We start from the raw sequence: 20,817 nt of genomic DNA, 5'->3' as shown, positions 1-20,817 counted from the left end.
TTGAAAAACGTTTGTGGGGAGGCCGTCGCTTGGGGGGGGGAATGGGAGGGGGGGGGGGGGGGGGCGCGGGGGGGGGCCGCGCCCCCCCCCCCCACGGCCCTCACTTGTGCGGCGCTCACTTGTGGAGGCGGGGGATCCCCGCGGCGGCGTAGGCGGCCGCTTCGTCCAGGGTCTCGTTGGCCATCAGCGCTTCCGCGAGGGCGTCCAGCTTGTCGCGGTTCTCGCGCAGCAGGAGGCAGGCCTTCTCGTAGCACTCGTCGACGATCCGGCGCATCTCGTGGTCCACCGCGTCGAGGGTGGCGGGGGCCGCGGAGAGGCCGTAGGGGCTCTGTCCGTCCGAGGGAATGGCGGTGAGGCGGCCGATGCGCTCGCTCATGCCCCAGCGGCCGACCATGCCACGGGCGATGTTGGTGACCTGTTCGAGGTCGTTCTCCGCGCCGGTGGTGATGACGTCGTAGACGGTGTGCTCGGCCGCCATGCCCCCCAGCGCTCCGATGATGCGGCCGCGCAGGTACTCCTCCGTGTAGGCGTACCGGTCCGCCTCCGGCGTGGAGAGGGTGACGCCGAGCGCACGGCCGCGCGGGACGATGGTGATCTTGCGGACCGGGTCGGCGCCCGGCTGGAGCATGCCCAGCAAGGCGTGGCCGCTCTCGTGGTACGCGGTGCGGCGGCGGTCCTCCTCCGACAAGACCAGCGGCCGTTCCGCGCCCAGCTGGACCTTTTCCAGGGCGTCGGAGAGATCCGACTGGGTGACTTCCTTCTGCCGGCGCTTCACCGCGAGCAGGGCGGCCTCGTTGGCGAGGTTGGCCAACTCCGCTCCGGTCATGCCCGGCGTCGTACGGGCCACTTGCGCGAGGTCGACGCCGTCGGCGAGCGGGATGTCCCTGGTGTGGATCCGCAGGATCGCTTCCCGGCCGCTCTTGTCGGGCGGGGAGACGACGACGGTGCGGTCGAAGCGGCCGGGCCGGGTGAGCGCCGGGTCCAGGACGTCGGCCCGGTTGGTCGCGGCGAGGACGACCACGCCTTCGGAGCCGGAGAAGCCGTCCATCTCGGTGAGGATCTGGTTCAGGGTCTGCTCGCGCTCGTCGTGGCCGCCCATGCCCGCGCCGCCGCCGCGCACCCGCCCGATGGTGTCGATCTCGTCGATGAAGACGATGGCGGGGGCCACTTTGCGGGCCTCTGAGAAGAGTTCGCGCACCCGGGACGCGCCGACGCCGACGATCATCTCGATGAACTCGGAGGCGGAGGCGGAGAAGAACGGCACCCCGGCCTCACCCGCGAGGGCGCGCGCGAGCAGGGTCTTGCCGGTGCCGGGCGGGCCGGCGAGCAGGACGCCGCCGGGCATGCGGGCGCCCATCTTCCGGTACTCGTCCGGGTTCTTGAGGAAGTCCACGACGTCGTTGAGCTCGCCCTCGACCTCGTCGATGCCGGCCACGTCCTCGAAGGTCGTGCGCTTGGCGCCCTCCAGCTCGACCGGCTTGGGCGGCGTCTTGCGCCCCAGCGCGCCCATGCCGCCGCCCATCGCCGATCCCATCCGGCGGGCGATGACCACCCACAGGAGGACCAGCAGCAGCATCGGGGCCAGGGAGATCAGCAGGTTGGCCAGGAAGCTGCGCTGCACGACGACCGGGGAGGCGGTGACGACGACGTTCTGCTTGGTGAGGTTGGCCCACAGGTCGTCGTCGGCGAAGGCGGGGCGCTGGGAGACGAACTTCTTGTAGTCGCCCTTGTCGCCGTCCGGCTTGGGCTGTTCGGTCTTCAGCTCGCCCTGGATGGCGTCGCCCTTGGCGTAGATCTTCGAGACGTTGCCGTTCGCGACCTGCTTGCTGAACTCGGTGTACGAGATGGTCGGCTCGTCGCCCTCGTTGAAGAAGGACAGCACCAGGTTGGTGATCAGGTAGACGATCAGGGCCGTGAGGATCAGGCCGCGCCAGCCGCCGGGCATCCGCCTCTTCGGCGGCGGGGCGGGGGGTGCGCCTTCGGAGCGCCAGGGCGTATCGGCCCGGTCGCGGGGCGGTACGGGGGTGGGGCTGGGCACGTGGCCTCCTTCTGCCGTCCTCCCGGCCGACCATAAGCGACAAACCGGACCGTCGCCCCTGGCGGGAGCCCACACGGCGAAGCCCCGGCCGGAGTGGTCCGGCCGGGGCTCGCGTGGCGCCGTACTGCTACTTCAGTGCTACTTCACGTGCCGCTACTTCATGAACTTCTTGAACTCGTCCGGAAGGTCGAAGTCCTGACCGGGCTGGGCGCCCCCGGTGGGAAGGCCGAACGGGTTGCCGCCGGCGGCGGGCTCGATCGCCTCCGGGCCCGCCTCGCGACGCGCGGCTGCCGCGGCCTCTTCTTCCTTGCGCTTCATCGGGTTGCCGCTCTTGCGCTTGCCCTTGGCCTGCTTGACCTGCTTCTTCTGCCGGCCGGGGCCGCCGCCCATCCCGGGGATGCCGGGCATGCCCGGCATGCCACCGCCCTGGGCCATGCGGGACATCATCTTGCGGGCCTCGAAGAACCGCTCGACGAGCGACTTGACGGCGCTGACCTCGGTGCCGGAGCCCTTGGCGATACGGGCGCGGCGGGAGCCGTTGATGAGGTGCGGGTCCTGGCGCTCGGCCGGGGTCATCGACTTGATGATCGCGGCGGTGCGGTCCACGTCGCGCTCGTCGATGTTGTTGATCTGGTCCTTGATCTGCCCCATGCCCGGGAGCATGCCGAGCAGCTTGGAGATGGAGCCCATCTTGCGGACCTGCTCCATCTGGGCCAGGAAGTCGTCGAGCGTGAACTCCTTCGGGCCCTTCTGCAGCTTGGCCGCCATCTTCTCGGCCTCGGCCTGCGAGAAGGTCTTCTCGGCCTGCTCGATCAGGGTGAGCATGTCACCCATGTCGAGGATCCGGCCCGCCATGCGGTCCGGGTGGAAAGCGTCGAACTCGTCGAGCTTCTCGCCGTTCGAGGCGAAGATGATCTGCTTGCCGGTGACGTGCGCGATGGAGAGCGCGGCACCGCCCCGCGCGTCGCCGTCGAGCTTGGAGAGCACGACGCCGTCGAAGCCGACGCCGTCGCGGAAGGCCTCGGCGGTGTTGACCGCGTCCTGGCCGATCATGGCGTCGACGACGAAGAGGATCTCGTCCGGGCTGACGGCGTCGCGGATGTCCGCGGCCTGCTGCATCAGCTCCTGGTCGATGCCGAGGCGGCCGGCGGTGTCGACGATCACGACGTCGTACTGCTTGGTGCGCGCGTACTCGATGGAGTCCTTGGCGACCTGGACCGGGTCACCGACGCCGTTGCCCGGCGCGGGGGCGTAGACGGCCACGCCGGCCCGCTCGGCCACGACCGAGAGCTGGTTGACGGCGTTGGGGCGCTGGAGGTCGCAGGCGACGAGGAGCGGGGTGTGGCCCTGCCCCTTCAGCCACAGGCCGAGCTTTCCGGCGAGGGTGGTCTTACCCGCACCCTGGAGGCCGGCGAGCATGATCACGGTGGGCGCGGTCTTGGCGAAGCGCAGCCGCCGGGTCTCGCCGCCGAGGATGGAGACCAGCTCGTCGTTGACGATCTTGAGGACCTGCTGGCCCGGGTTCAGGGCCTTGGAGACCTCTTCGCCGCGGGCGCGCTCCTTGACGTTCGCGATGAAGGAGCGGACGACCGGGAGGGCGACGTCGGCCTCGAGGAGGGCGATACGGATTTCCCGCGCCGCAGCGTCGATGTCCTGCTCGGAGAGGCGGCCTTTGCCCCGGAGGGACTTGAAGGTCGCGCTGAGGCGGTCGGAAAGCGTATCGAACACGGTGGTCGCGATTCCTCGGGTCGGGGGCGTGTGGTCGTCCCCCAGGGTATCGGGCCGCGCTACCCCTTCGGCCCTGTGGGCGGCTTTCCCCCACCCCGCCCTTTCGCCGTCTCCCGGGGCTCAGCCCCGGACCCCGCGCCTCAAACGCCGGCGAGGCTGGATTTTCCAGCCCGCCCGGCACGCTCTCAGCCCGTCCGGCGTTTGAGGACCGGGGTCCGGGGCGGAGCCCCGGGGAACGGTGGAAGGGTGGGTGGGGGACAGCCCCGCGGGCCCCCTACGCCAGGGCTGCCTGGATCGAGCCCGCCAGGGCTGCCGCCGCCGACGCCGTCAGGGGTTTCCCGTCGGCGTCGACCACGTACACCGTGTCCACCGCGTTCGCGCCCAGCGTGGACACGTGCGCGCTGCGCACCCGCACCCCGGCGGACTCCAGCGCGCGCCCGATCCGGTGCAGCAGCCCGACCGCGTCGGGGGCGCGCACCTCCAGGACCGTGGCGAGCGACGAGACCTCGGGCACCACCGTGACCCGGGGCGGCGGCGGGACCACCCCGCGCCGGCGGGGGTACGCCGCCTCGCGGTCCGCCAGCTTCGACGGGACGTCCAGCGAGCCGTCCAGGGCCCGCACCAGATCGGTGCGCAGCCGCGCGGCCTCCGGCAGGGAGCCGTACTCCGCGGCCACCCGCCAGCGCAGGACCAGTACCTCGCCGAGCCGGTCCGGGAGTTCCATCGAGCGCAGGTCGGCGGCGCGCACGGTGAGCCGGTGCAGTGCCAGTACGCCGGCCACCGCGGGCAGCACTCCCGGCTGGTCGGGGACGGCCACCACCAGTTCCACGCCGACCGCGTCCTCCTCCTGGCGGGCGTGCAGGGCCAGGACCGGCTCTCCGGTGCGCAGCGCCTCCACCGCCAGGCGCTCCTGCTCCGTGGTCGGGATCTCCAGCTCCGTCACCGCCGGGGCGGCGCCGCGCAGCACGGCGGCGACCCGGGCGACCAGGTCGGCCACGAGCGAGCCGCGCCACGCGCTCCACGCCGCCGGGCCGGTGGCCAGCGCGTCGGCTTCCGTCAGTGCGTGCAGGATCTCCAGCGTGCCGGGCGACCCGACCGCCTCGGCGACGGCCTTGACCGTCGCCGGGTCGTCCAGGTCCCGCCGCGTGGCGGTGTCGATCAGCAGCAGGTGGTGGCGTACGAGCGCGCCCAGCACGGCGACGTCCTCCTCGTCGAAGCCCACCCGCAGCGCCATGTCGCGGGCGATCGTCTCGCCGGCCACGGAGTGGTCGCCGGGCCAGCCCTTGCCGATGTCGTGCAGCAGCGCGGCCATCAGGAGGAGGTCGGGGCGGCCCACCCGGCGGGTCAGCTCGGAGGCCCGGACGGCCGTCTCGACGAGGTGGCGGTCCACGGTCCAGGTGTGCACCGGGTTCCGCTGCGGCCGGCACCGCACCCGCTCCCAGTCGGGCAGCAGCTTCGTGATGATCCCCTCGGCCTCCAGGGCCTCCCACACGGCCACCGTCGGCTCCCCCGCGCCCAGCAGGGTCAGCAGCTGCTCCCGGGCCTCGGCGGGCCACGGCACCGGCAGCGGCTTCGCCTGCGCCGCGAGCCTGCGCACGGCGTGCAGCGAGACGGGCAGTCCGGCCTGGGCGGCGGCCGCGCCGAAGCGCAGGGGCAGCACCGGGTCCCGGTCGGGCCGCGCGGCCAGGGCCAGTACGGCCTCGCCGTCGGACTCGACGACGCCTTCGGCGAGCGGGGCACGCTCCGGTACGGAGCTGCGGGTGCCGAGCAGTCCGCGGAGCCGGGGGCGGGCGGACCGCGCCCGGAGCACGCGCCCGACCTCGCGCCAGGTCACGTCACCGGCGTACGAGACCACCCGCGCGGCCTCGTACACCTCCCGGAGCAGGGCGTCGGCGTCGAGCAGACCGAGCTGCGCGGCGACCGGTGTCTGTTCCTGGAGGGAGAGCCGGTCGGTGGCGCGGCCGGTCACCAGGTGCAGCGCGTCCCGGGCGTCGAGCAGCCGGCGCCGGGCTTCGGCGAGGCCCTCGCGCGGGGCGTCGGCCAGCCAGGACGCGGCGACGGCCCGCAGCGCGGTGACGTCGCGCAGTCCCCCGCGGGCCTCCTTGAGGTCGGGTTCCAGCAGGAAGCGGAGCTCTCCGGCGCGCTCGGCCCGCTCGCGGCACAGGGAGTGCAGCTGGGGCAGCCGTTTGGCGGCGTGGTTGCGCCAGTCCGCCAGGACGGAGGTGCGCAGTCCCGCGAGGAGCCCGGCGTCGCCCGCGACGGGCCGGGCGTCGAGCAGTCCGAGGTGCACCTTGAGGTCTTCGGCGGCGGTCTTGCGGGCTTCGCCGGGGGTGCGCACCGAGTGGTCGAGGGCGAGGCCGAGGTCCCAGACGGGGTACCAGAGCCGGTCGGCCAGGGCGGCCAGGGCCCGCGGTTCGGCCTTGCCGTCGTGGAGCAGGACCAGGTCGAGGTCGCTGCGGGGGGAGAGTTCGGCGCGGCCGTAGCCGCCGACGGCGACGAGGGCGGCGCCCCGCACGCCCGTCTCCCGTGCGGCGGTGGCGAACAGCGCCTTCAGCCAGTCGTCGGTCAGGGCCGCCAGGGCGGAACGCCGGGAAGGCCCGGACCGCGACTCCTCCTGGAGGAGTCGCAGCCGGGCCGCGGCGTATCCGCTGGGTCCCTGGTCGGCGGTGTTGCCGCCGTCAGTGGTCTCTTCGACACTCGTCACCCAGAGGTTCCCATCAGTAAGGACCTGTCCGGTCAGTCGGGCCGGGCTCCCGTGCCCTGGCACGCACGCTCGCCGCGTTGTCGTCGGTCACCGACGCTCCGCGTCGGTTCTGTCCTCCGCCTTGCGAGCGCACGCACCAGGTCCCGCTCGCTTATCCGGCCCGACCGACCGGACAGGTCCTACAGCGCGTCAGCACCACGTTCGCCGGTGCGGACCCGGATGACCGAGTCCACGGGGATGCTCCACACCTTGCCGTCGCCGATCTTGCCGGTCTGGGCGGCGTCGACGACGATCCGCATCACGTCTTCCGCGTCGCCGTCCTCGACGAGCACCTCTATGCGGATCTTCGGTACGAGGTCCACGGTGTACTCGGCACCCCGGTAGACCTCGGTGTGTCCGCGCTGGCGGCCGTATCCGCTGGCCTCGGAGACGGTGAGTCCCTGGACTCCGAAGCGGTGCAGGGCTTCCTTGATCTCGTCGAGCCGGTGCGGCTTCACGATCGCGGTGATGAGCTTCATGCGTCAACCTTCTTGCTCGCGGCGGCAACAGGGGCGGGGACGGCGGTGCTCCGGGAGGAGGAGCCGCCGCCGGCTCCGCTGAAGTCGTAGGCGGTCTCGGCGTGTTCGACCTGGTCGATGCCGGAGACCTCGTCGTCCTCGGTGACCCGCATCCCGATCGTCTTGTCGAGGAGGAAGGCGAGTACCGCGGATGCCACGAGAGAGTAGGCGAGGACGGCGAAGACTCCGATCGCCTGCTTGCCGAGCTGCTCCAGGCCGCCGCCGTAGAAGAGGCCCGCGACGTCGGACTGGACCCCGCCGGTGGCGAAGAGGCCGACGAGGAGGGAGCCGAGGACACCACCGACGAGGTGGACTCCGATGACGTCGAGGGAGTCGTCGTAGCCGAACTTGTACTTCAGGCCGACGGCCATGGCGCAGACGACGCCGGCGATGACGCCGATGGCGATCGCGCCGAGCGGGGAGACGGCGCCGCCGGAGGGGGTGATGGCGACGAGGCCCGCGACCGCGCCGGAGGCGGCGCCGAGGGTGGTGAAGGAGCCGTGGCGCAGCTTCTCGTAGCCGAGCCAGGCGAGCATGGCGGCGGCGGTGGCGACCTGGGTGTTGACGAACATGACCGCGCCGACGCCGTCGTCGTTGCCGAGCCAGGAGCCCGCGTTGAAGCCGAACCAGCCGAACCACAGCAGGCCGGCGCCGAGCATCACGAGCGGGAGGCTGTGCGGGCGCATCGGGTCCTTCTTGAACCCGACGCGCTTGCCGATGACCAGGATCACGCCGAGGGCCGCTGCGCCCGCGTTGATGTGGACGGCGGTGCCGCCGGCGAAGTCGATGACGCCGAGCTCGAAGAGCCAGCCGCCCGCGCCCCACACCCAGTGGGCGACGGGGAAGTAGACGATGGTGACCCAGAGGGTGATGAAGAGGGCCCACGCGCTGAACTTGACGCGGTCGGCCAGTGCACCGCTTATCAGCGCCGGGGTGATGATCGCGAACATCAGCTGGAAGACGGCGAAGACGTAGACGGGGATGGTGTAGCCGTCCCACAGCTCGGTGATGCCGATGCCGCTGAGTCCCACGTAGTCGGAGGTCCAGCCGATGAGCGAGCCGGAGTCGGCGCCGAAGGCGAGGCTGAATCCGTAGAGGACCCAGAGGATCGTGACGATCCCGAGGCTGATGAAGCTCATCATCAGCATGTTGAGGCTGCTCTTGACGCGGACCATGCCTCCGTAGAAGAAGGCGAGTCCCGGGGTCATCAGCATGACCAGGGCGGAGCAGATGAGCATGAACCCGGTGTTCGCGGAAGACAGCGTGGGGGCGTCTGCCGCGAGGGTCGTGATGGCTGATGCCATCGGCGTCTCCTCGTCGTCGGTACGTTCGCGTGCGGGCGATCGTGAAAACCTGAGCGGCGCTGGTTCGTGAATCAGGCCTGAGGGTGTTCCGGCCCGGGGGCTGGCCGGTTAATGGCCCTGAGATTCGCGCAGGCCGGTTTCCGGCGGCGCCGCTGGGTGTTTCGCGTCGATGACGAAGAGGTCTGGCGTGTTACGCCTCCATGAACGAGTGGTTCATGAGGGTGGCGGGTGAGAACCCGGCCGCGGCGATGACCCGGGGAACCTGGCTGGGGGAGCCTGATCGGGCTTCACGGGGTGACTGCCGCGGCCGGGGGCCTGGGGGCGGCCGGGTGGCCGTCAGACGGCCTCCGCGGCCTCGGGGAGGCGGGAGGCGAGGTGGTCGGTCAGCCGCACCACGTCGGCGACGTCGCCGTACTCACGCGCGGCGGTGTCGACGGTCTTGCGCAGCCGGGTGTTCACCCGTTCGGACCGCACCTTTCCCGCCACGTCGAGGGCGCGGCCGACGAGGACGGTGGCCTGCTCGGGCTCGCGCTGGAGCAGGTGCACGGTGGCCATGCCGATGAGGTTGAGGGCGTAGGAGCGCTGGTGCTCCTCGTCCTTCTCGAAGAGCTCGACGGCGCGCTTCATGACCGGCTCGGCGAGGGAGGCGTACATGGGGCTGCGGCCCGCGACGTAGGCCAGGTCCCGGAAGGAGTGGGAGTTCTCGCCGTTGAGCTCGGCCTCGGAGAAGAAGCGGATCCAGTCGGGCTCGGGGTCGGAGTCGAAGCCGACGTCGGAGAAGGTGTCCTCGGCCATCCGCACGGCCCGCTTGCAGCGGCTGGGCTGGCCCATGTTGGCGTAGGCGCGGGCCTCCATCGCATACAGCATGGCCTGGGTACGGGGCCCCGCGCAGTCGCGGCTGCCGTACTGGGCCAGGTGGATGAGCTCCAGGGCGTCCTCGGGGCGGCCCAGGTGGATCATCTGGCGGCTCATGTTGGAGAGGATGTACGAGCCCAGGGGCTTGTCCCCGCCCTCCTTGGCGGCGTGCAGCGCGAGGACGAAGTACTTCTGCGCGGTGGGGTGCAGGCCGATGTCGTAGCTCATCCAGCCGGCGAGTTCGGCGAGTTCGGCGGCGACCTTGAAGAGCCGCTTCATGACCGGCGCCGGGTGGCTTTCCTGGAGCAGGTCGGTGACCTCGTGGAGCTGGCCCACGACGGCCTTGCGGCGCAGTCCGCCGCCGCACTGGGCGTCCCACTGGCGGAACATCACGGTGGTGGCTTCGAGGAGGTCCACCTCGGGCTCGGAGAGCCGGGGCGGCCGGTGGCCGCTCAGGGCGCCCGCCGGCCCCGCCTCCCGGGGTCCCGGGTCGGCGGCCGGGACCGGTACGAGCCAGCGCTGCATGGGCTCGATGAGGGCGGGGCCGGCGGACAGGGCGAGCGAGGTCCCGAGGAAGCCGCGGCGGGCCAGCATCAGGTCGCTGCGGGAGAACTCGCCGAGCAGCTCGATGGTCTGCGGGCCGGCCCAGGGCAGGTCGACGCCGGAGACGGAGGGAGTCTGGTGGGCGGTGCGCAGGCCGAGGTGCTCGATGGCGACGACGGAACCGAAGCGCTCGGAGAACAGCTCGGACAGGATCCGCGGGACGGGCTCGCGGGGCTGTTCGCCGTCGAGCCAGCGGCGGACCCGCGAGGTGTCGGTGCTGATGTGGTGGGCGCCCATCTGGCGGGCCCGGCGGTTGACCTGGCGGGCGAGCTCGCCCTTGGACCAGCCGCTTCGGACGAACCAGGACGTCAGCTGCTCGTTGCGGACGGTGGCCTCGTGCGGGGAGCCCTGTGCTGCATCCCGCGCGAAGTCCCGGTCCGGCATGCCGGCGGACGACACGTCGGACTCCGCACCCGTTCCGCTTGCGCCGTTGCCGCTCACTGGAACGCCCCCATCCGTCAGCCTCTTCAACACGAAACCCAGTCGGGAAACGGTCTTCACAGGTCCTTCACGCCATGCCGCCGGCATACCCGCGAACACGTCTTCCTTCGCGCTTCGTGCACCGAAAGTAATCCTACGATCACCCCTTCGGCGAGGTCGATCCCGGAAACGCCACCATTCGCCACCCCTTCGAATGAACTCGCCACCCGCCAGGCGCGATTCACTTGACACGAAGGCAGAACCGATCGGTTGGACAGGAGCGCGCCGGGGCGCGCGCGGCGAGGAGTGCGCCGGGCATCCGGTCAGCCGATGTCGTAACCAATGTCGTAACCACCGGCACGTCCGACCCGTTGGAGGGGGCATGGGCATGGGCTTCACGATCGGCGGCAGCCGCGGCACCAAGGAGTTCCGTTCCGGCGCTCGGCGCCGCGGCCGGACGTCGGAGTGCACGACGGTGGCGGAGTACACCGGACTCTGGGGCTGGGACGTGGTCCCCGGCGCCCGGGCCGCGGGCCCCGCACGCGACTGCTCCTGCGGTCATACGAATTGTGGTGCGCCGGGGGCGCATCCGCTGGCCCTCGCTCCGACGGTCCCGGCCGGTGCCACCCTCGACGAGGTCACCGAGACCTGGAGCGGGTACCCGGGAGCCGCGGTGCTGCTCCCCGTCGGCCGCTCCTTCGACGTCATCGAGGTGGCCGGGGAAGCGGGGCGGCGGGCGCTGGTCCGGCTGGAGCGGATGGGGCTGCCGCTCGGCCCGGTGACCGCGACCCCGGACGGCCGGGCCCAGTTCTTCGTCGCCCCGGGGGCGGCGGCCGAGCTGCCGCAGCTGCTGTACCGGATGGGCTGGGACGACGCCGGTCTCGACCTGCGCGCACTGGGCCAGGGCTCCTACGTCACCGCCCCGCCCTCGGACTTCGCGGGCCTCGGCCCGGTGAGCTGGATGCGCCCGCCGGCTCTGGACTCGGCCGGGGATCCGCCCCAGGCCCGCCTCCTGCTGGGCACCCTCGCCTACCTCTGCCACCGGCTGCGCCGCTCCTAGTGCTGTGGCCGGTCACAGCACTGGCTCCCCTCACGGCTCCGCCCATGGCAGTGCCCCCGGATCCTGGGGACCTCGGGGGCACTGGCCGGCGTAGGAGCGTCGGGAGCGTTCAGTCGCCGATCAGGGCGTCGACGAAGGCCTCCGGCTCGAAGGGCGCCAGGTCGTCCGCGCCCTCACCGAGGCCGATGAGCTTGACCGGGACGCCGAGCTCGCGCTGCACGGCGATGACGATGCCGCCCTTGGCGGTGCCGTCGAGCTTGGTCAGCACGATGCCGGTGATGTCCACGACCTCCGCGAAGACACGCGCCTGGGTCAGGCCGTTCTGCCCGGTGGTGGCGTCCAGGACCAGCAGGATCTCGTCGAGCGGGCCGTGCTTCTCCACGACGCGCTTGACCTTGCCGAGCTCGTCCATCAGGCCGGTCTTGGTGTGCAGGCGGCCCGCCGTGTCGATGAGCACCACGTCGGCGCCCTCGGCGATGCCCTCCTTGACCGCGTCGTAGGCGATCGAGGCCGGGTCGCCGCCCTCGGGGCCGCGCACCGTGCGCGCCCCGACCCGCTCGCCCCAGGTCTGGAGCTGGTCGGCGGCGGCGGCGCGGAAGGTGTCCGCCGCGCCGAGCACGACGCTGCGGCCGTCGGCGACGAGCACCCGGGCCAGCTTGCCGGTGGTGGTGGTCTTGCCGGTGCCGTTCACGCCGACGACCATGATCACGGCGGGGGTGTCCACGCCGCTCTCGGTCTTCACCGCGCGGTCGAAGTCGGTACCGAGGAGCGCGACCAGCTCCTCCTTCAGCAGGGCGCGCAGATCGGCGGGGGTGCGGGTGCCGAGCACCTTGACCCGCTCGCGGAGCCGGTCCACCAGCTCCTGGGTCGGCGCGACACCCACGTCGGCGATGAGGAGGGTCTCCTCGATCTCCTCCCAGGTGTCCTCGTCGAGGTGCTCGCGGGAGAGCAGCGTGAGCAGCCCCTTGCCGAGCGTGTTCTGCGACCGGGCGAGGCGGGCGCGCAGCCGGACCAGGCGGCCGGCGGTGGGCTCGGGCACCTCGATCTCGGGGGCGGGCGGAGCCTCGACGACCGGGTCCTCGACCGCGACCGGCGATTCGAGGGCGGCCTCCGCGTCGGGGAGGGTGACCTCCTCGATCGTGCGGCGCGGTTCTTCCGCCGTCGGTGCGGCGTCCTCCCCCACCTGCGGTTCGGCGGGCGGGGCAGTGATGGTCGGCGTGCTGGGCGGGGCCGTGGGGGGCAGCTGCTTCTTCTTGCGGCTGCTGACCACGAGCCCGCTGATCGCACCGACCGCGACCAGGGCGATGACTACGGCAAGGATGAGGATTTCCATAACGCTCCCCAGTATCGGCCACGCGCACCCCGGGATGGGGACCCTGGAGGTTCATACCAGGACGTAAGCCTCTGTTTGTACTTTTTGTTGCAAATCTACGATGATGAACAGTCCCCACACGCCCCGCCTCCCCCACGGAGTACACCTATGCCTGCCGAGACCGCCGTCGAGTCGCGCGGCCTGGAGCCCGTCCCGGACGCCGAGCGCCGCGGCCGGGTCCGCGAGCTCGTCCCGACCTGGGTCGCCGCCAACATCAGCGTGCTGCTGCTGACCATGGGCGCCGGTCTCGTCATCTTCAACAAGCTGAACATCTGGCAGGTGCTCGTCGTCGCGATCGCCGCGCCCGTGGTCTCGTACGGGCTCGTGGGGCTCATATCCATCGCGGGCAAGCGCGGCGGCTCCCCCGGCATGGCGCTCTCCCGCGCCGTCTTCGGCCAGCGCGGCAACCTCTTCCCCGGCGCCCTGATCTGGGTCGCCCGCTGGGGCTGGGAGACCATCAACGCGGTCAGCGGCGCCTACGCCGTCCTGACCGTCCTCGACCTGGTCTTCGGCATCAAGAAGAACACCGCGCTGATCGTCGTCACCCTGCTCTTCTTCGTCGGCTGCACCTTCCTGGTCTCCGGCCTTGGCATCAACGCCCTGCGCGTCTGCTCCAAGTGGTCCACGTACCTCTTCGGCGCCTTCAGCGTGCTCGTGCTGGGCTACCTGATCGCCGAGACCGACTGGTCCGCCGTCTTCGCCAAGCCCGCCGGCTCCACCGCGATGATGATCGCGGGCATCGGCACCATCGCGGCCGGCGGCATCAGCTGGGTCCCCTCCGGCCCGGACTTCACCCGCTACCTGCCCCGTACCGCCTCCGCCCGGGGCATGGTCGGCGCGACCATCGGCGGCGCGGCCGTCGTCGTGATCCCGATGGTGCTCATGGGCGCGGTGATGGCCGTCGCCACTCCCGACCTGGCCACCGCGCAGGACCCGGTGTCCTTCATCGGCCGGCTGCTGCCGACCTGGATCGCCGTCCCGTACCTGCTGATCGCGCTCGTCGGCATGCTGCTCATCAACTCGATGTCCATGTACTCGGCGGGCTTCACCGCCCAGACCCTCGGCATCAAGGTCCCGCGCGCGGCGGCGGTCAGCGTCAACGCCGTCATCAGCCTGGTCTTCGGCTTCCTGCTGATGGTGGTCGCGACCAGCTTCTTCGGTTCGTTCATCTCCTTCCTGACCCTGCTGGCCGTGGCCTTCTCCGCGTGGATCGGCGTCTTCGGCGTGGACATGCTGCGCCGCACCTCCTACGACGGGGCCGCGCTGCTGGACACCTCGCGCACCAGCGCCTACTGGTACCGGGGCGGTTTCGCCTGGCAGGCCATGACCGCCTGGGGCCTGGCGCTGGTGGTGGGCCTGCTGTTCACGAAGGTCGACTGGTTCGGCGGCCCGCTGGCCACCACCTGGATCGGGCAGAACGGCCTGGGCTGGGCGGCGGGCATCGTCACCTCGGCCGTGCTGTACGCGGTCCTGCCGCGCACCCCGGCGGCGCAGGCCCCGGTCACGGCGACCGAGGCGCCGCAGGAAGAGCGGCTCCCCGCCGGATCCCTGTCCAACTGACGCCACGTCAGCTAACGTCCCCCTTCGCCCGCCCACCCACCTCCGGCGAAGGGGGACTTCTCCATGCCCATCACCGTGGCCCGGTTCAACCTCATCGACCCGAACGGCACCCCGGAAACCCTCTCCGCCCGCTACAAGGCCGCGCTGGAGATGGCGAAGTACGCGGACGACCGCGGGATCGACACCATCCAGACCGAGGAGCACCACGGCACCGACAACAACTGGCTGCCCTCCCCCTTCGCCTTCGCGGGCGCGGTCTTCGGCGCCACCCGCCGGATCGCGGTCACCGTCTCGGCGATCATCGGCCCGCTGTACGACCCGCTGAAGGTGGCCGAGGACATCGCGGTCCTCGACCTGCTCAGCGGCGGCCGCCTGGTCACGGTGGCCGGCATCGGCTACCGGCCCGAGGAGTACGAGCAGCACGGCGTGGAGTGGGGCCGGCGCGGCAAGCTCCAAGACGAGCTGCTGGAGACCCTGCTGAAGGCATGGACCGGCGAGCCGTTCGAGTTCCGCGGCCGTACCGTACGGGTCACCCCGCGGCCCTTCACCCAGCCGCACCCGCTGCTCCTGGTCGGCGGCAGCTCGGAGGCCGCCGCCCGCCGGGCGGCCCGCCTGGGGCTGCCGTTCTTCCCGAGCGCGCACCTGCCCGAGCTGGAGGCGTACTACAACGCGAAGCTCGCGGAGTACGGCACGGAGGGCTTCTGCATGATGCCGGCCGCCGAGACCCCGCTGCTGCACATCGCGGAGGACCCGGACCGGGCGTGGGACCAGTACGGCGAGCGGTTCCTGCACGAGGCCGGGATGTACGCCTCCTGGCAGTCCAAGGACATCCGCAGCGCCGTGCGGTCGGGCGCGCACACGGTGGCGGAGCTGCGCGCCGAGGGCGTGTACCGGATCCTGACCCCGGACGAGGCGGTCGCGTACGCCCGCGGCGCCGGCGAGGCGGGGAACCTGGTGCTGCACCCGCTGTGCGGCGGGATGCCCGTGGACGAGGGCTGGCGGAGCCTGCAGCTCCTGTGCGAACAGGTGCTGCCCCGCCTCAAGGACTGAGACGGGGCAGCCACGGGGGGAGGGGCCGTTGGCGGGGGTGGTCAGCCCATCTCCTCCAGCGCCTTGCCCTTGGTCTCCGGCACCCACTTGAGGATGAACGGGATCGAGAGCACGGCGAAGACCGCGTAGATGACGTACGCCCCGGACAGGTTCCAGTCCGAGAGCGTCGGGAACGAGACGGTGATGACCCAGTTGGCGATCCACTGGGCGGCGGCCGCCACGCCGAGGGCCGCGGCGCGGATGCGGCCCGGGAACATCTCGCCGAGCAGGACCCAGACCACCACGCCCCAGGACAGCGCGAAGAAGAGCACGAAGCAGTTGGCCGCGATGAGGGCCACGAGCCCCTGGGCGTGCGGGAGGGCGATGTCGCCGCCGCTGGTGTCCTTGTAGGAGAAGGCCCACGCGGCGAGCGCGAGGGAGATCGCCATGCCCACGGACCCGATGAGCGCGAGGGGCTTGCGGCCGATGCGGTCCACGAAGACCATCGCGATCACCGTACCGATGATGTTCACGACGGAGGTCTCGAAGGAGTACAGGAACGAGGAACTCGGGTCGATGCCGACCGACTGCCAGAGCGAGGAGCTGTAGTAGAAGATCACGTTGATGCCGACGAGCTGCTGGAAGACGGAGAGGCCGATGCCGATCCAGACGATCGGCAGGAAGCCGAAGCGGCCGCCGAGGAGGTCCTTGAACGTGGACTTCTGCTCCGAATGAATGGCGCGGTCGATCTCGCGGACGCGGGCGTCGGCGTCGATGCCCTCCCCCTCGACCTCGCGCAGGACCGTCTTGGCCTTCTCCATGCGGCCGGCCGAGACGAGGAAGCGCGGGGACTCGGGAATGGCGAAGGAGAGCAGCCCGTAGAGCACGGCCGGGACGACCATGACGCCGAGCATCCACTGCCAGGCTTCCAGGCCGCCGATCTTTCCGCGCTGGTCGCCGCCGGCGAGGTTCAGGATCCCCCAGTTGACGAGCTGGGAGATGGCGATGCCGATGACGATCGCGGCCTGCTGGAACGAGGCGAGCCGGCCGCGGTAGGCGGGCGGGGAGACCTCGGCGATGTAGGCCGGGCCGATCACCGAGGCCATGCCGATGCCGAAGCCGCCGATGACCCGCCAGAGCGCCAGGTCCCAGAGGGCGAACGGCAGGGCGGAGCCGATGGCGCTGGCCGTGAAGAGGACGGCGGCGATCTGCATGCAGCGGATGCGGCCGATCCGGTCGGCGATCCGGCCGGCGGTGGCCGCGCCGAGGGCGCAGCCGATCAGCGCGGCGGCGATCACCTGGGCGAGCGTGCCGGAGCCGACGTCGAAGCGGTCGCGGATGGCCTCGACGGCGCCGTTGATGACGGAGCTGTCGTAGCCGAAGAGGAACCCGCCCATGGCGGCCGCCGCGGTGATGAAGATGACGTGCCCGAGGTGGTCGGGCTGTGAAACGTGGCCGCCGGCTGAGGCCTGGGGCGGCGTCGTGCTGCTGCTCAAGGTGCGCTCCTGCGTGCCGGCTGCGGGGACGAGGTGTGGGTGTGGTCCCTCCCAGTGGCACACAGGTCAAGATCGGGCACCACCCGGAGGGGCCATCGGAGCGCACGTGCCCCGCATGGGCGCGGCCACACCCGGCCACACCCGGCCGCACCGGGCCGCCCCGGGCCGCACCGGGCCGCATCATCACCGCAAGCGCTGGCTGATGACCTTCGACACCCCGTCGCCCTGCATCGAGACCCCGTAGAGCGCGTCGGCGACCTCCATGGTCCTCTTCTGGTGCGTGATCACGATCAGCTGGGAGCTCTCCTGCAGCTCCTCCATGATCCGGATCAGCCGCTGGAGGTTGGTGTCGTCGAGCGCCGCCTCTACCTCGTCCATCACGTAGAACGGGCTGGGCCTCGCCTTGAAGATGGAGACCAGCAGGGCCACGGCGGTCAGCGAGCGCTCGCCGCCGGAGAGCAGCGACAGCCGCTTGACCTTCTTGCCCGGCGGCCGGGCCTCGACGTCGACGCCCGTGGTGAGCATGTTGTCCGGATCCGTCAGGATCAGCCGGCCCTCACCACCGGGGAACAGCCGCGAGAACACTCCCTCGAACTGACGGGCCGTATCCCGGTAGGCCTCCGTGAAGACCTGCTCGACCCGCTCGTCGACCTCCTTCACGACCTGAAGGAGGTCGGCCCTGGTCTTCCGCAGGTCCTCCAGCTGTTCGCTGAGGAACTTGTGCCGCTCCTCCAGCGCCGCGAACTCCTCCAGCGCCAGCGGATTGACCTTGCCGAGCTGCTGGTAGGCCCGCTCGGCCGCCTTCAGCCGCTTCTCCTGCCGGGCGCGTACGAAGGGCTCCGGCCCGGCTTCCGGATCCAGGGCCTCCCCGTCCGCGGACGGGCTCGGCGGCACGGGCTGGTCGGGCCCGTACTCGGCGACGAGCCCCTGCGCCGCCATCCCGAACTCCTCCAGCGCACGGCTCTCCACCTGCTCGATCCGCATGCGCTTCTCGGCGCCGAGCACCTCGCCCCGGTGCACGGAGTCCGTGAGCTTGTCGAGCTCGCCCTTCAGGCCGCGGCCCAGTCCCCGGGCCTCGTCGAGCTCGCGCTCCCGCACACCCTTCGCGTGCTCGGCCGACGTGCGCTCCCCCACGGCGCGGGTCAGCGACACCTCGATGTGTGCGAGCAGCTGGCGGGCGCCGGCGGCGACGGCCCCGGCCACCCGCGCCTCGTACCGCAGCCGTTCCCGGCGGCGCTCGGCCCGGGCACGGGCCTCCCGCTCGGCCCTGGCCCCGCGGTCGAGGGAATCGGCCCGGCCCGCAAGCCCCTTCACCCGCTCCTCGTGGGTCCTGAGCTGCAGCCGGGCCTCCATCTCGGTCTGCCGCGCGTTCGCCCCGTCGGCCGCGAGCCGGTCCCTGCGCGAGGTGTCCGGCTCCTCCTCCGCGGGCATCTCCTCGGCGACGGCGAGCCGTTCCGCACACTCCTCTACGTCGGCCAGCGCCTGCTCCAGCGCGTCCTGCGCCGTGGCTGCGGCAGCGGCAGCCCGCTCGGCTTCGCCCAGCGCCCCCTTCGCCTGCCCGGCGAGCCGCCCCAGCTGCTGCGCGACCCCGGCCCGGGCCCGCTCGGCGGCCCGCCGGAGCTCCCCGAGCTCCTCGACCCGGTCCCCGGCCGCCACCCGGCGCGCCTCCGCGGCCTCCTTCTCGCCCGCCAGCACCAGACACCGGCCGTCCAGCCCGGCAAGCTCCGCCACGGCCTCGTCCACGGCGGCCTGCACCTCGATCAGGCTCGGCACCCCGGCGGACCCGCCGTGCGCGAGGTGCGCCCCGAGCACGTCCCCCTCGGCGGTCACGGCCACGAGCTCGGGCCGCGCGGCAACCAGCGCCTCGGCCTCGTCGAGCCCCCCGACCACCACGAAGTCCCGCAACACCCACGCCACGGCCCGCACCACCTCGGCGTCCCCGAGCACGAGCTCCGCGGCGGCGACCGCTCGCAGCTGAGCCCCGGCGGCCGCGACGGCCGGCCCCGGCACACTCGGCCCCGCCGGCGTGTGCGCACTCAGCCCCGCCGGCGTTCGAGGCGCGGGGTCCGGGGCGGAGCCCCGGTCTCGGGAAGGGGTGGGGTGGGGGAAAACAGCCCCCGGCCCGGCCCCGGTCCCCGGAGCCGAATCCGCATCCGGGGTCTGAGCCGCGGCCGAAGCCGAATCCGGTCCCTGACCCTGCCCAGGGACCCCGGCCCCGCCCGCGGAACCGCCGGAGGCCACCGCCCCCGGAGCGATCAGGAACGCGGCCCTCCCCCCGTCCCCCGCCCGCAGGTACCGGATCGCCCCGGCCGCCGCCGCCGTCGACGTGGCGGCCACCGCGTCCGCCGCCGCACCCAGCGCCGCCGCCACCGCGACCTCGTACCCCGGGGTCACGGACAACCGCTGCGCCGCCGGCCCCAGCAGTCCCTCCAGTCGCGCGGAGAGCAGCTCCGCCGTGCCGTCCTTGCGGCGCAGCCCCATCGCCAGGGCATCCCGGCGCGCCGACACCGCCGCCCGCGAACGCTCCGCCGCCGCCAACGCGTCCCGGGCCTCGCCGAGTCCGGCCTCCGCCGCCGCCAGCTCGGCCCGCGCCGTCTCGTACTCCCCGAGCCCCGAAGCGGCAGCCGCCCCCGGGGACTCCTCCTCCCCGACCTCCTCCGCCAGCGCCTCGTACTCCCCGCGCGCCTCCTCCGCCCGCGCCCGCGCCCCGTCCGCCGCCAGCACCAGCCGGTCGATCTCCGCCTGCGCGGCGCCCGCCCGGGAGCGGGCGGCGCCGAGCCGGCCCGTCAGCCGCGCCAGCGCCTCGCGCCGGTCGGCGATGGCCCGCGCCGCGTCCCGTAGCCGCCGTTCCTCGTCGGCCAGCGAGCGCTCCAGCTCGGCCCGGTGGGCGACCGTGTCCTCCAGCGCCCGCGCGGCGGCCTCCAGCGCGGCCTTCAGCTCCGCCTCCTGCTCGCGGATCCGCGCGGCCTCCTTCTCCATGTCCTCCGGGTCCCGGCCGTGGCGCTCCTCCTCGGCCGGCGCCGAGGCCGAGGTGACCCGGGCGTCTGCCAGCGAGACCGTCCCGCGCACCCGTTCGGCGAGCTGCGACAGCTCGTACCAGGTCTGCTGCGCCCGCTGGAGCCGGGGCGCGAGTTCGCGTACGGCCTCCTCCAGTTCGGATTCCCGCCGCAGCGCCGCAGCGAGCTGCGCCTCGGCCGCGTCCTTGCGCTCCTTCAGCGCGGCCTCGTCCGCGAGCTCCGCGTCGAGGGCGCCCTTGAGCGTCACGAGGTCGTCGGCGAGCAGCCGCAGCCGCGCGTCCCGCAGGTCCGCCTGGATCACCGCCGCGCGCCGGGCCACGGCCGCCTGCCGGCCCAGGGGCTTCAGCTGCCTCTGCAGCTCGTTGCCCAGGTCCTGCACGCGCGCGAGATTGGCCTGCATCGCGTCCAGCTTCCGCAGCGCCTTCTCCTTGCGCTTGCGGTGCTTGAGCACCCCGGCCGCCTCCTCGATGAAGGCGCGGCGGCCCATCGGATCGGCGTGCAGTACGGAGTCCAGCTGGCCCTGTCCGACGATGACGTGCATCTCGCGGCCGATGCCGGAGTCGGAGAGCAGTTCCTGGATGTCGAGGAGGCGGCAGGTGTCGCCGTTGATCTGGTACTCGCTGCTGCCGCCGCGGAACATGATCCGCGTGATGGTGACCTCGGCGTACTCGATGGGCAGCGCGCCGTCGGAGTTGTCGATGGTGAGCGAGACCTCGGCACGGCCGAGCGGCGGGCGGCCGGTCGTCCCGGCGAAGATGACGTCTTCCATCTTCCCGCCGCGCAGGGACTTGGCCCCTTGTTCTCCCATGACCCAGGAGAGCGCGTCCACCACATTGGACTTGCCGGAGCCGTTGGGGCCCACGACACAGGTGATGCCCGGCTCGAAGCGCAGGGTGGTTGCGGAGGCGAAGGATTTGAAGCCACGCAGGGTCAGGGACTTGAGGTGCACGCCGCCGGACTCTACCTTTCGCGTTCGGTTTCGCCATGAAGGTGCAGGGCAGATCAGACGCTAAAGGAAGGAGCCCCCCACCTGGCGTAACGCCGCCCGGCGGCCTTGTCCGAGTCCGAGGTGGG

Annotated in this window: 12 protein-coding genes; 3 read left to right on the top strand and 9 right to left on the bottom strand. The window is 72.2% G+C overall.

The features are described 5' to 3' along the window. Positions 1-115: 115 nt before the first annotated feature. The 6 genes from ftsH to ACFWBW_RS10690 all read right to left on the bottom strand — a co-directional run bounded on the left by ftsH (position 116) and on the right by ACFWBW_RS10690 (position 10,173). A complete protein-coding gene (ftsH, locus tag ACFWBW_RS10715; RefSeq protein ID WP_385370397.1) occupies positions 116-2,038 on the bottom strand; it encodes an ATP-dependent zinc metalloprotease FtsH in 1,923 nt (640 codons plus the stop codon). Positions 2,039-2,191: 153 nt separating this feature from the next. Next, entirely contained in the window at positions 2,192-3,766 is a 1,575-nt protein-coding gene (ffh, locus tag ACFWBW_RS10710) for a signal recognition particle protein (RefSeq protein ID WP_243337683.1), read from the bottom strand. A 274-nt stretch (positions 3,767-4,040) separates the two neighbouring features. Continuing rightward, positions 4,041-6,470 (bottom strand): [protein-PII] uridylyltransferase, encoded by a 2,430-nt coding sequence (locus ACFWBW_RS10705; RefSeq protein WP_385370395.1) that lies wholly within the window; start codon positions 6,468-6,470, stop codon positions 4,041-4,043. A 179-nt stretch (positions 6,471-6,649) separates the two neighbouring features. Beyond that, positions 6,650-6,988 (bottom strand): P-II family nitrogen regulator, encoded by a 339-nt coding sequence (locus ACFWBW_RS10700; protein WP_112451060.1) that lies wholly within the window; start codon positions 6,986-6,988, stop codon positions 6,650-6,652. Beyond that, on the bottom strand, positions 6,985-8,331 hold the full coding sequence (locus tag ACFWBW_RS10695) for an ammonium transporter (RefSeq protein ID WP_385370393.1): 1,347 nt from the start codon (positions 8,329-8,331) through the stop codon (positions 6,985-6,987). Before ACFWBW_RS10695 ends, ACFWBW_RS10700 begins: the two co-directional genes overlap by 4 nt. A gap of 336 nt (positions 8,332-8,667) precedes the next feature. Further along, positions 8,668-10,173, bottom strand: a complete 1,506-nt coding sequence (locus ACFWBW_RS10690) for a hypothetical protein (RefSeq protein ID WP_385370541.1) — start codon at positions 10,171-10,173, stop codon at positions 8,668-8,670. A gap of 424 nt (positions 10,174-10,597) precedes the next feature. On the opposite strand from ACFWBW_RS10690, the gene ACFWBW_RS10685 reads away from it, so the two are divergent. Further along, complete coding sequence (locus ACFWBW_RS10685; RefSeq protein ID WP_385370391.1) at positions 10,598-11,269, top strand: bifunctional DNA primase/polymerase; 672 nt, start codon at positions 10,598-10,600, stop codon at positions 11,267-11,269. Between the two features lie 109 nt (positions 11,270-11,378). Here the strand turns inward: ACFWBW_RS10685 and ftsY are convergent, their stop codons facing one another. Beyond that, entirely contained in the window at positions 11,379-12,602 is a 1,224-nt protein-coding gene (gene ftsY / locus ACFWBW_RS10680; RefSeq protein WP_385370389.1) for a signal recognition particle-docking protein FtsY, read from the bottom strand. 147 nt (positions 12,603-12,749) lie between these two features. Here ftsY and ACFWBW_RS10675 point away from each other — a divergent pair, with 147 nt between their 5' ends. Then, positions 12,750-14,201, top strand: coding sequence for a cytosine permease (locus tag ACFWBW_RS10675; RefSeq protein ID WP_385370387.1), 1,452 nt, complete (start codon positions 12,750-12,752; stop codon positions 14,199-14,201). Between the two features lie 63 nt (positions 14,202-14,264). After that, positions 14,265-15,251 carry an LLM class flavin-dependent oxidoreductase gene (locus ACFWBW_RS10670; protein WP_385370385.1) on the top strand — a complete coding sequence of 329 codons (987 nt, stop codon included), beginning with the start codon at positions 14,265-14,267 and terminating at the stop codon, positions 15,249-15,251. 41 nt (positions 15,252-15,292) lie between these two features. Here the strand turns inward: ACFWBW_RS10670 and ACFWBW_RS10665 are convergent, their stop codons facing one another. Both ACFWBW_RS10665 and ACFWBW_RS10660 read right to left on the bottom strand, forming a co-directional pair. Beyond that, entirely contained in the window at positions 15,293-16,726 is a 1,434-nt protein-coding gene (locus ACFWBW_RS10665) for a sugar porter family MFS transporter (RefSeq protein WP_385370383.1), read from the bottom strand. A 183-nt stretch (positions 16,727-16,909) separates the two neighbouring features. Further along, positions 16,910-20,692 carry an AAA family ATPase gene (locus ACFWBW_RS10660; protein ID WP_385370381.1) on the bottom strand — a complete coding sequence of 1,261 codons (3,783 nt, stop codon included), beginning with the start codon at positions 20,690-20,692 and terminating at the stop codon, positions 16,910-16,912. Positions 20,693-20,817 lie beyond the last annotated feature (125 nt).

The sequence above is a fragment of the Streptomyces sp. NPDC059957 genome (genome assembly GCF_042730015.1).
Classification (GTDB): Bacteria; Actinomycetota; Actinomycetes; order Streptomycetales; family Streptomycetaceae; genus Streptomyces.
Note: the sequence above shows the minus strand (reverse complement) of the source record. Positions and strands in the feature narration are given on the sequence as shown.

Bases quoted from the DNA above. Each gene is read 5' to 3' on its own strand.
- ftsY (WP_385370389.1), bottom strand. From the start codon at position 12,602: ATGGAAATCCTCATCCTTGCCGTAGTCATCGCCCTGGTCGCGGTCGGT.
- ACFWBW_RS10670 (WP_385370385.1), top strand. From the start codon at position 14,265: ATGCCCATCACCGTGGCCCGGTTCAACCTCATCGACCCGAACGGCACC.
- ACFWBW_RS10695 (WP_385370393.1), bottom strand. From the start codon at position 8,331: ATGGCATCAGCCATCACGACCCTCGCGGCAGACGCCCCCACGCTGTCT.
- ACFWBW_RS10690 (WP_385370541.1), bottom strand. From the start codon at position 10,173: ATGCCGGACCGGGACTTCGCGCGGGATGCAGCACAGGGCTCCCCGCAC.
- ACFWBW_RS10675 (WP_385370387.1), top strand. From the start codon at position 12,750: ATGCCTGCCGAGACCGCCGTCGAGTCGCGCGGCCTGGAGCCCGTCCCG.
- ACFWBW_RS10685 (WP_385370391.1), top strand. From the start codon at position 10,598: ATGGGCTTCACGATCGGCGGCAGCCGCGGCACCAAGGAGTTCCGTTCC.
- ACFWBW_RS10700 (WP_112451060.1), bottom strand. From the start codon at position 6,988: ATGAAGCTCATCACCGCGATCGTGAAGCCGCACCGGCTCGACGAGATC.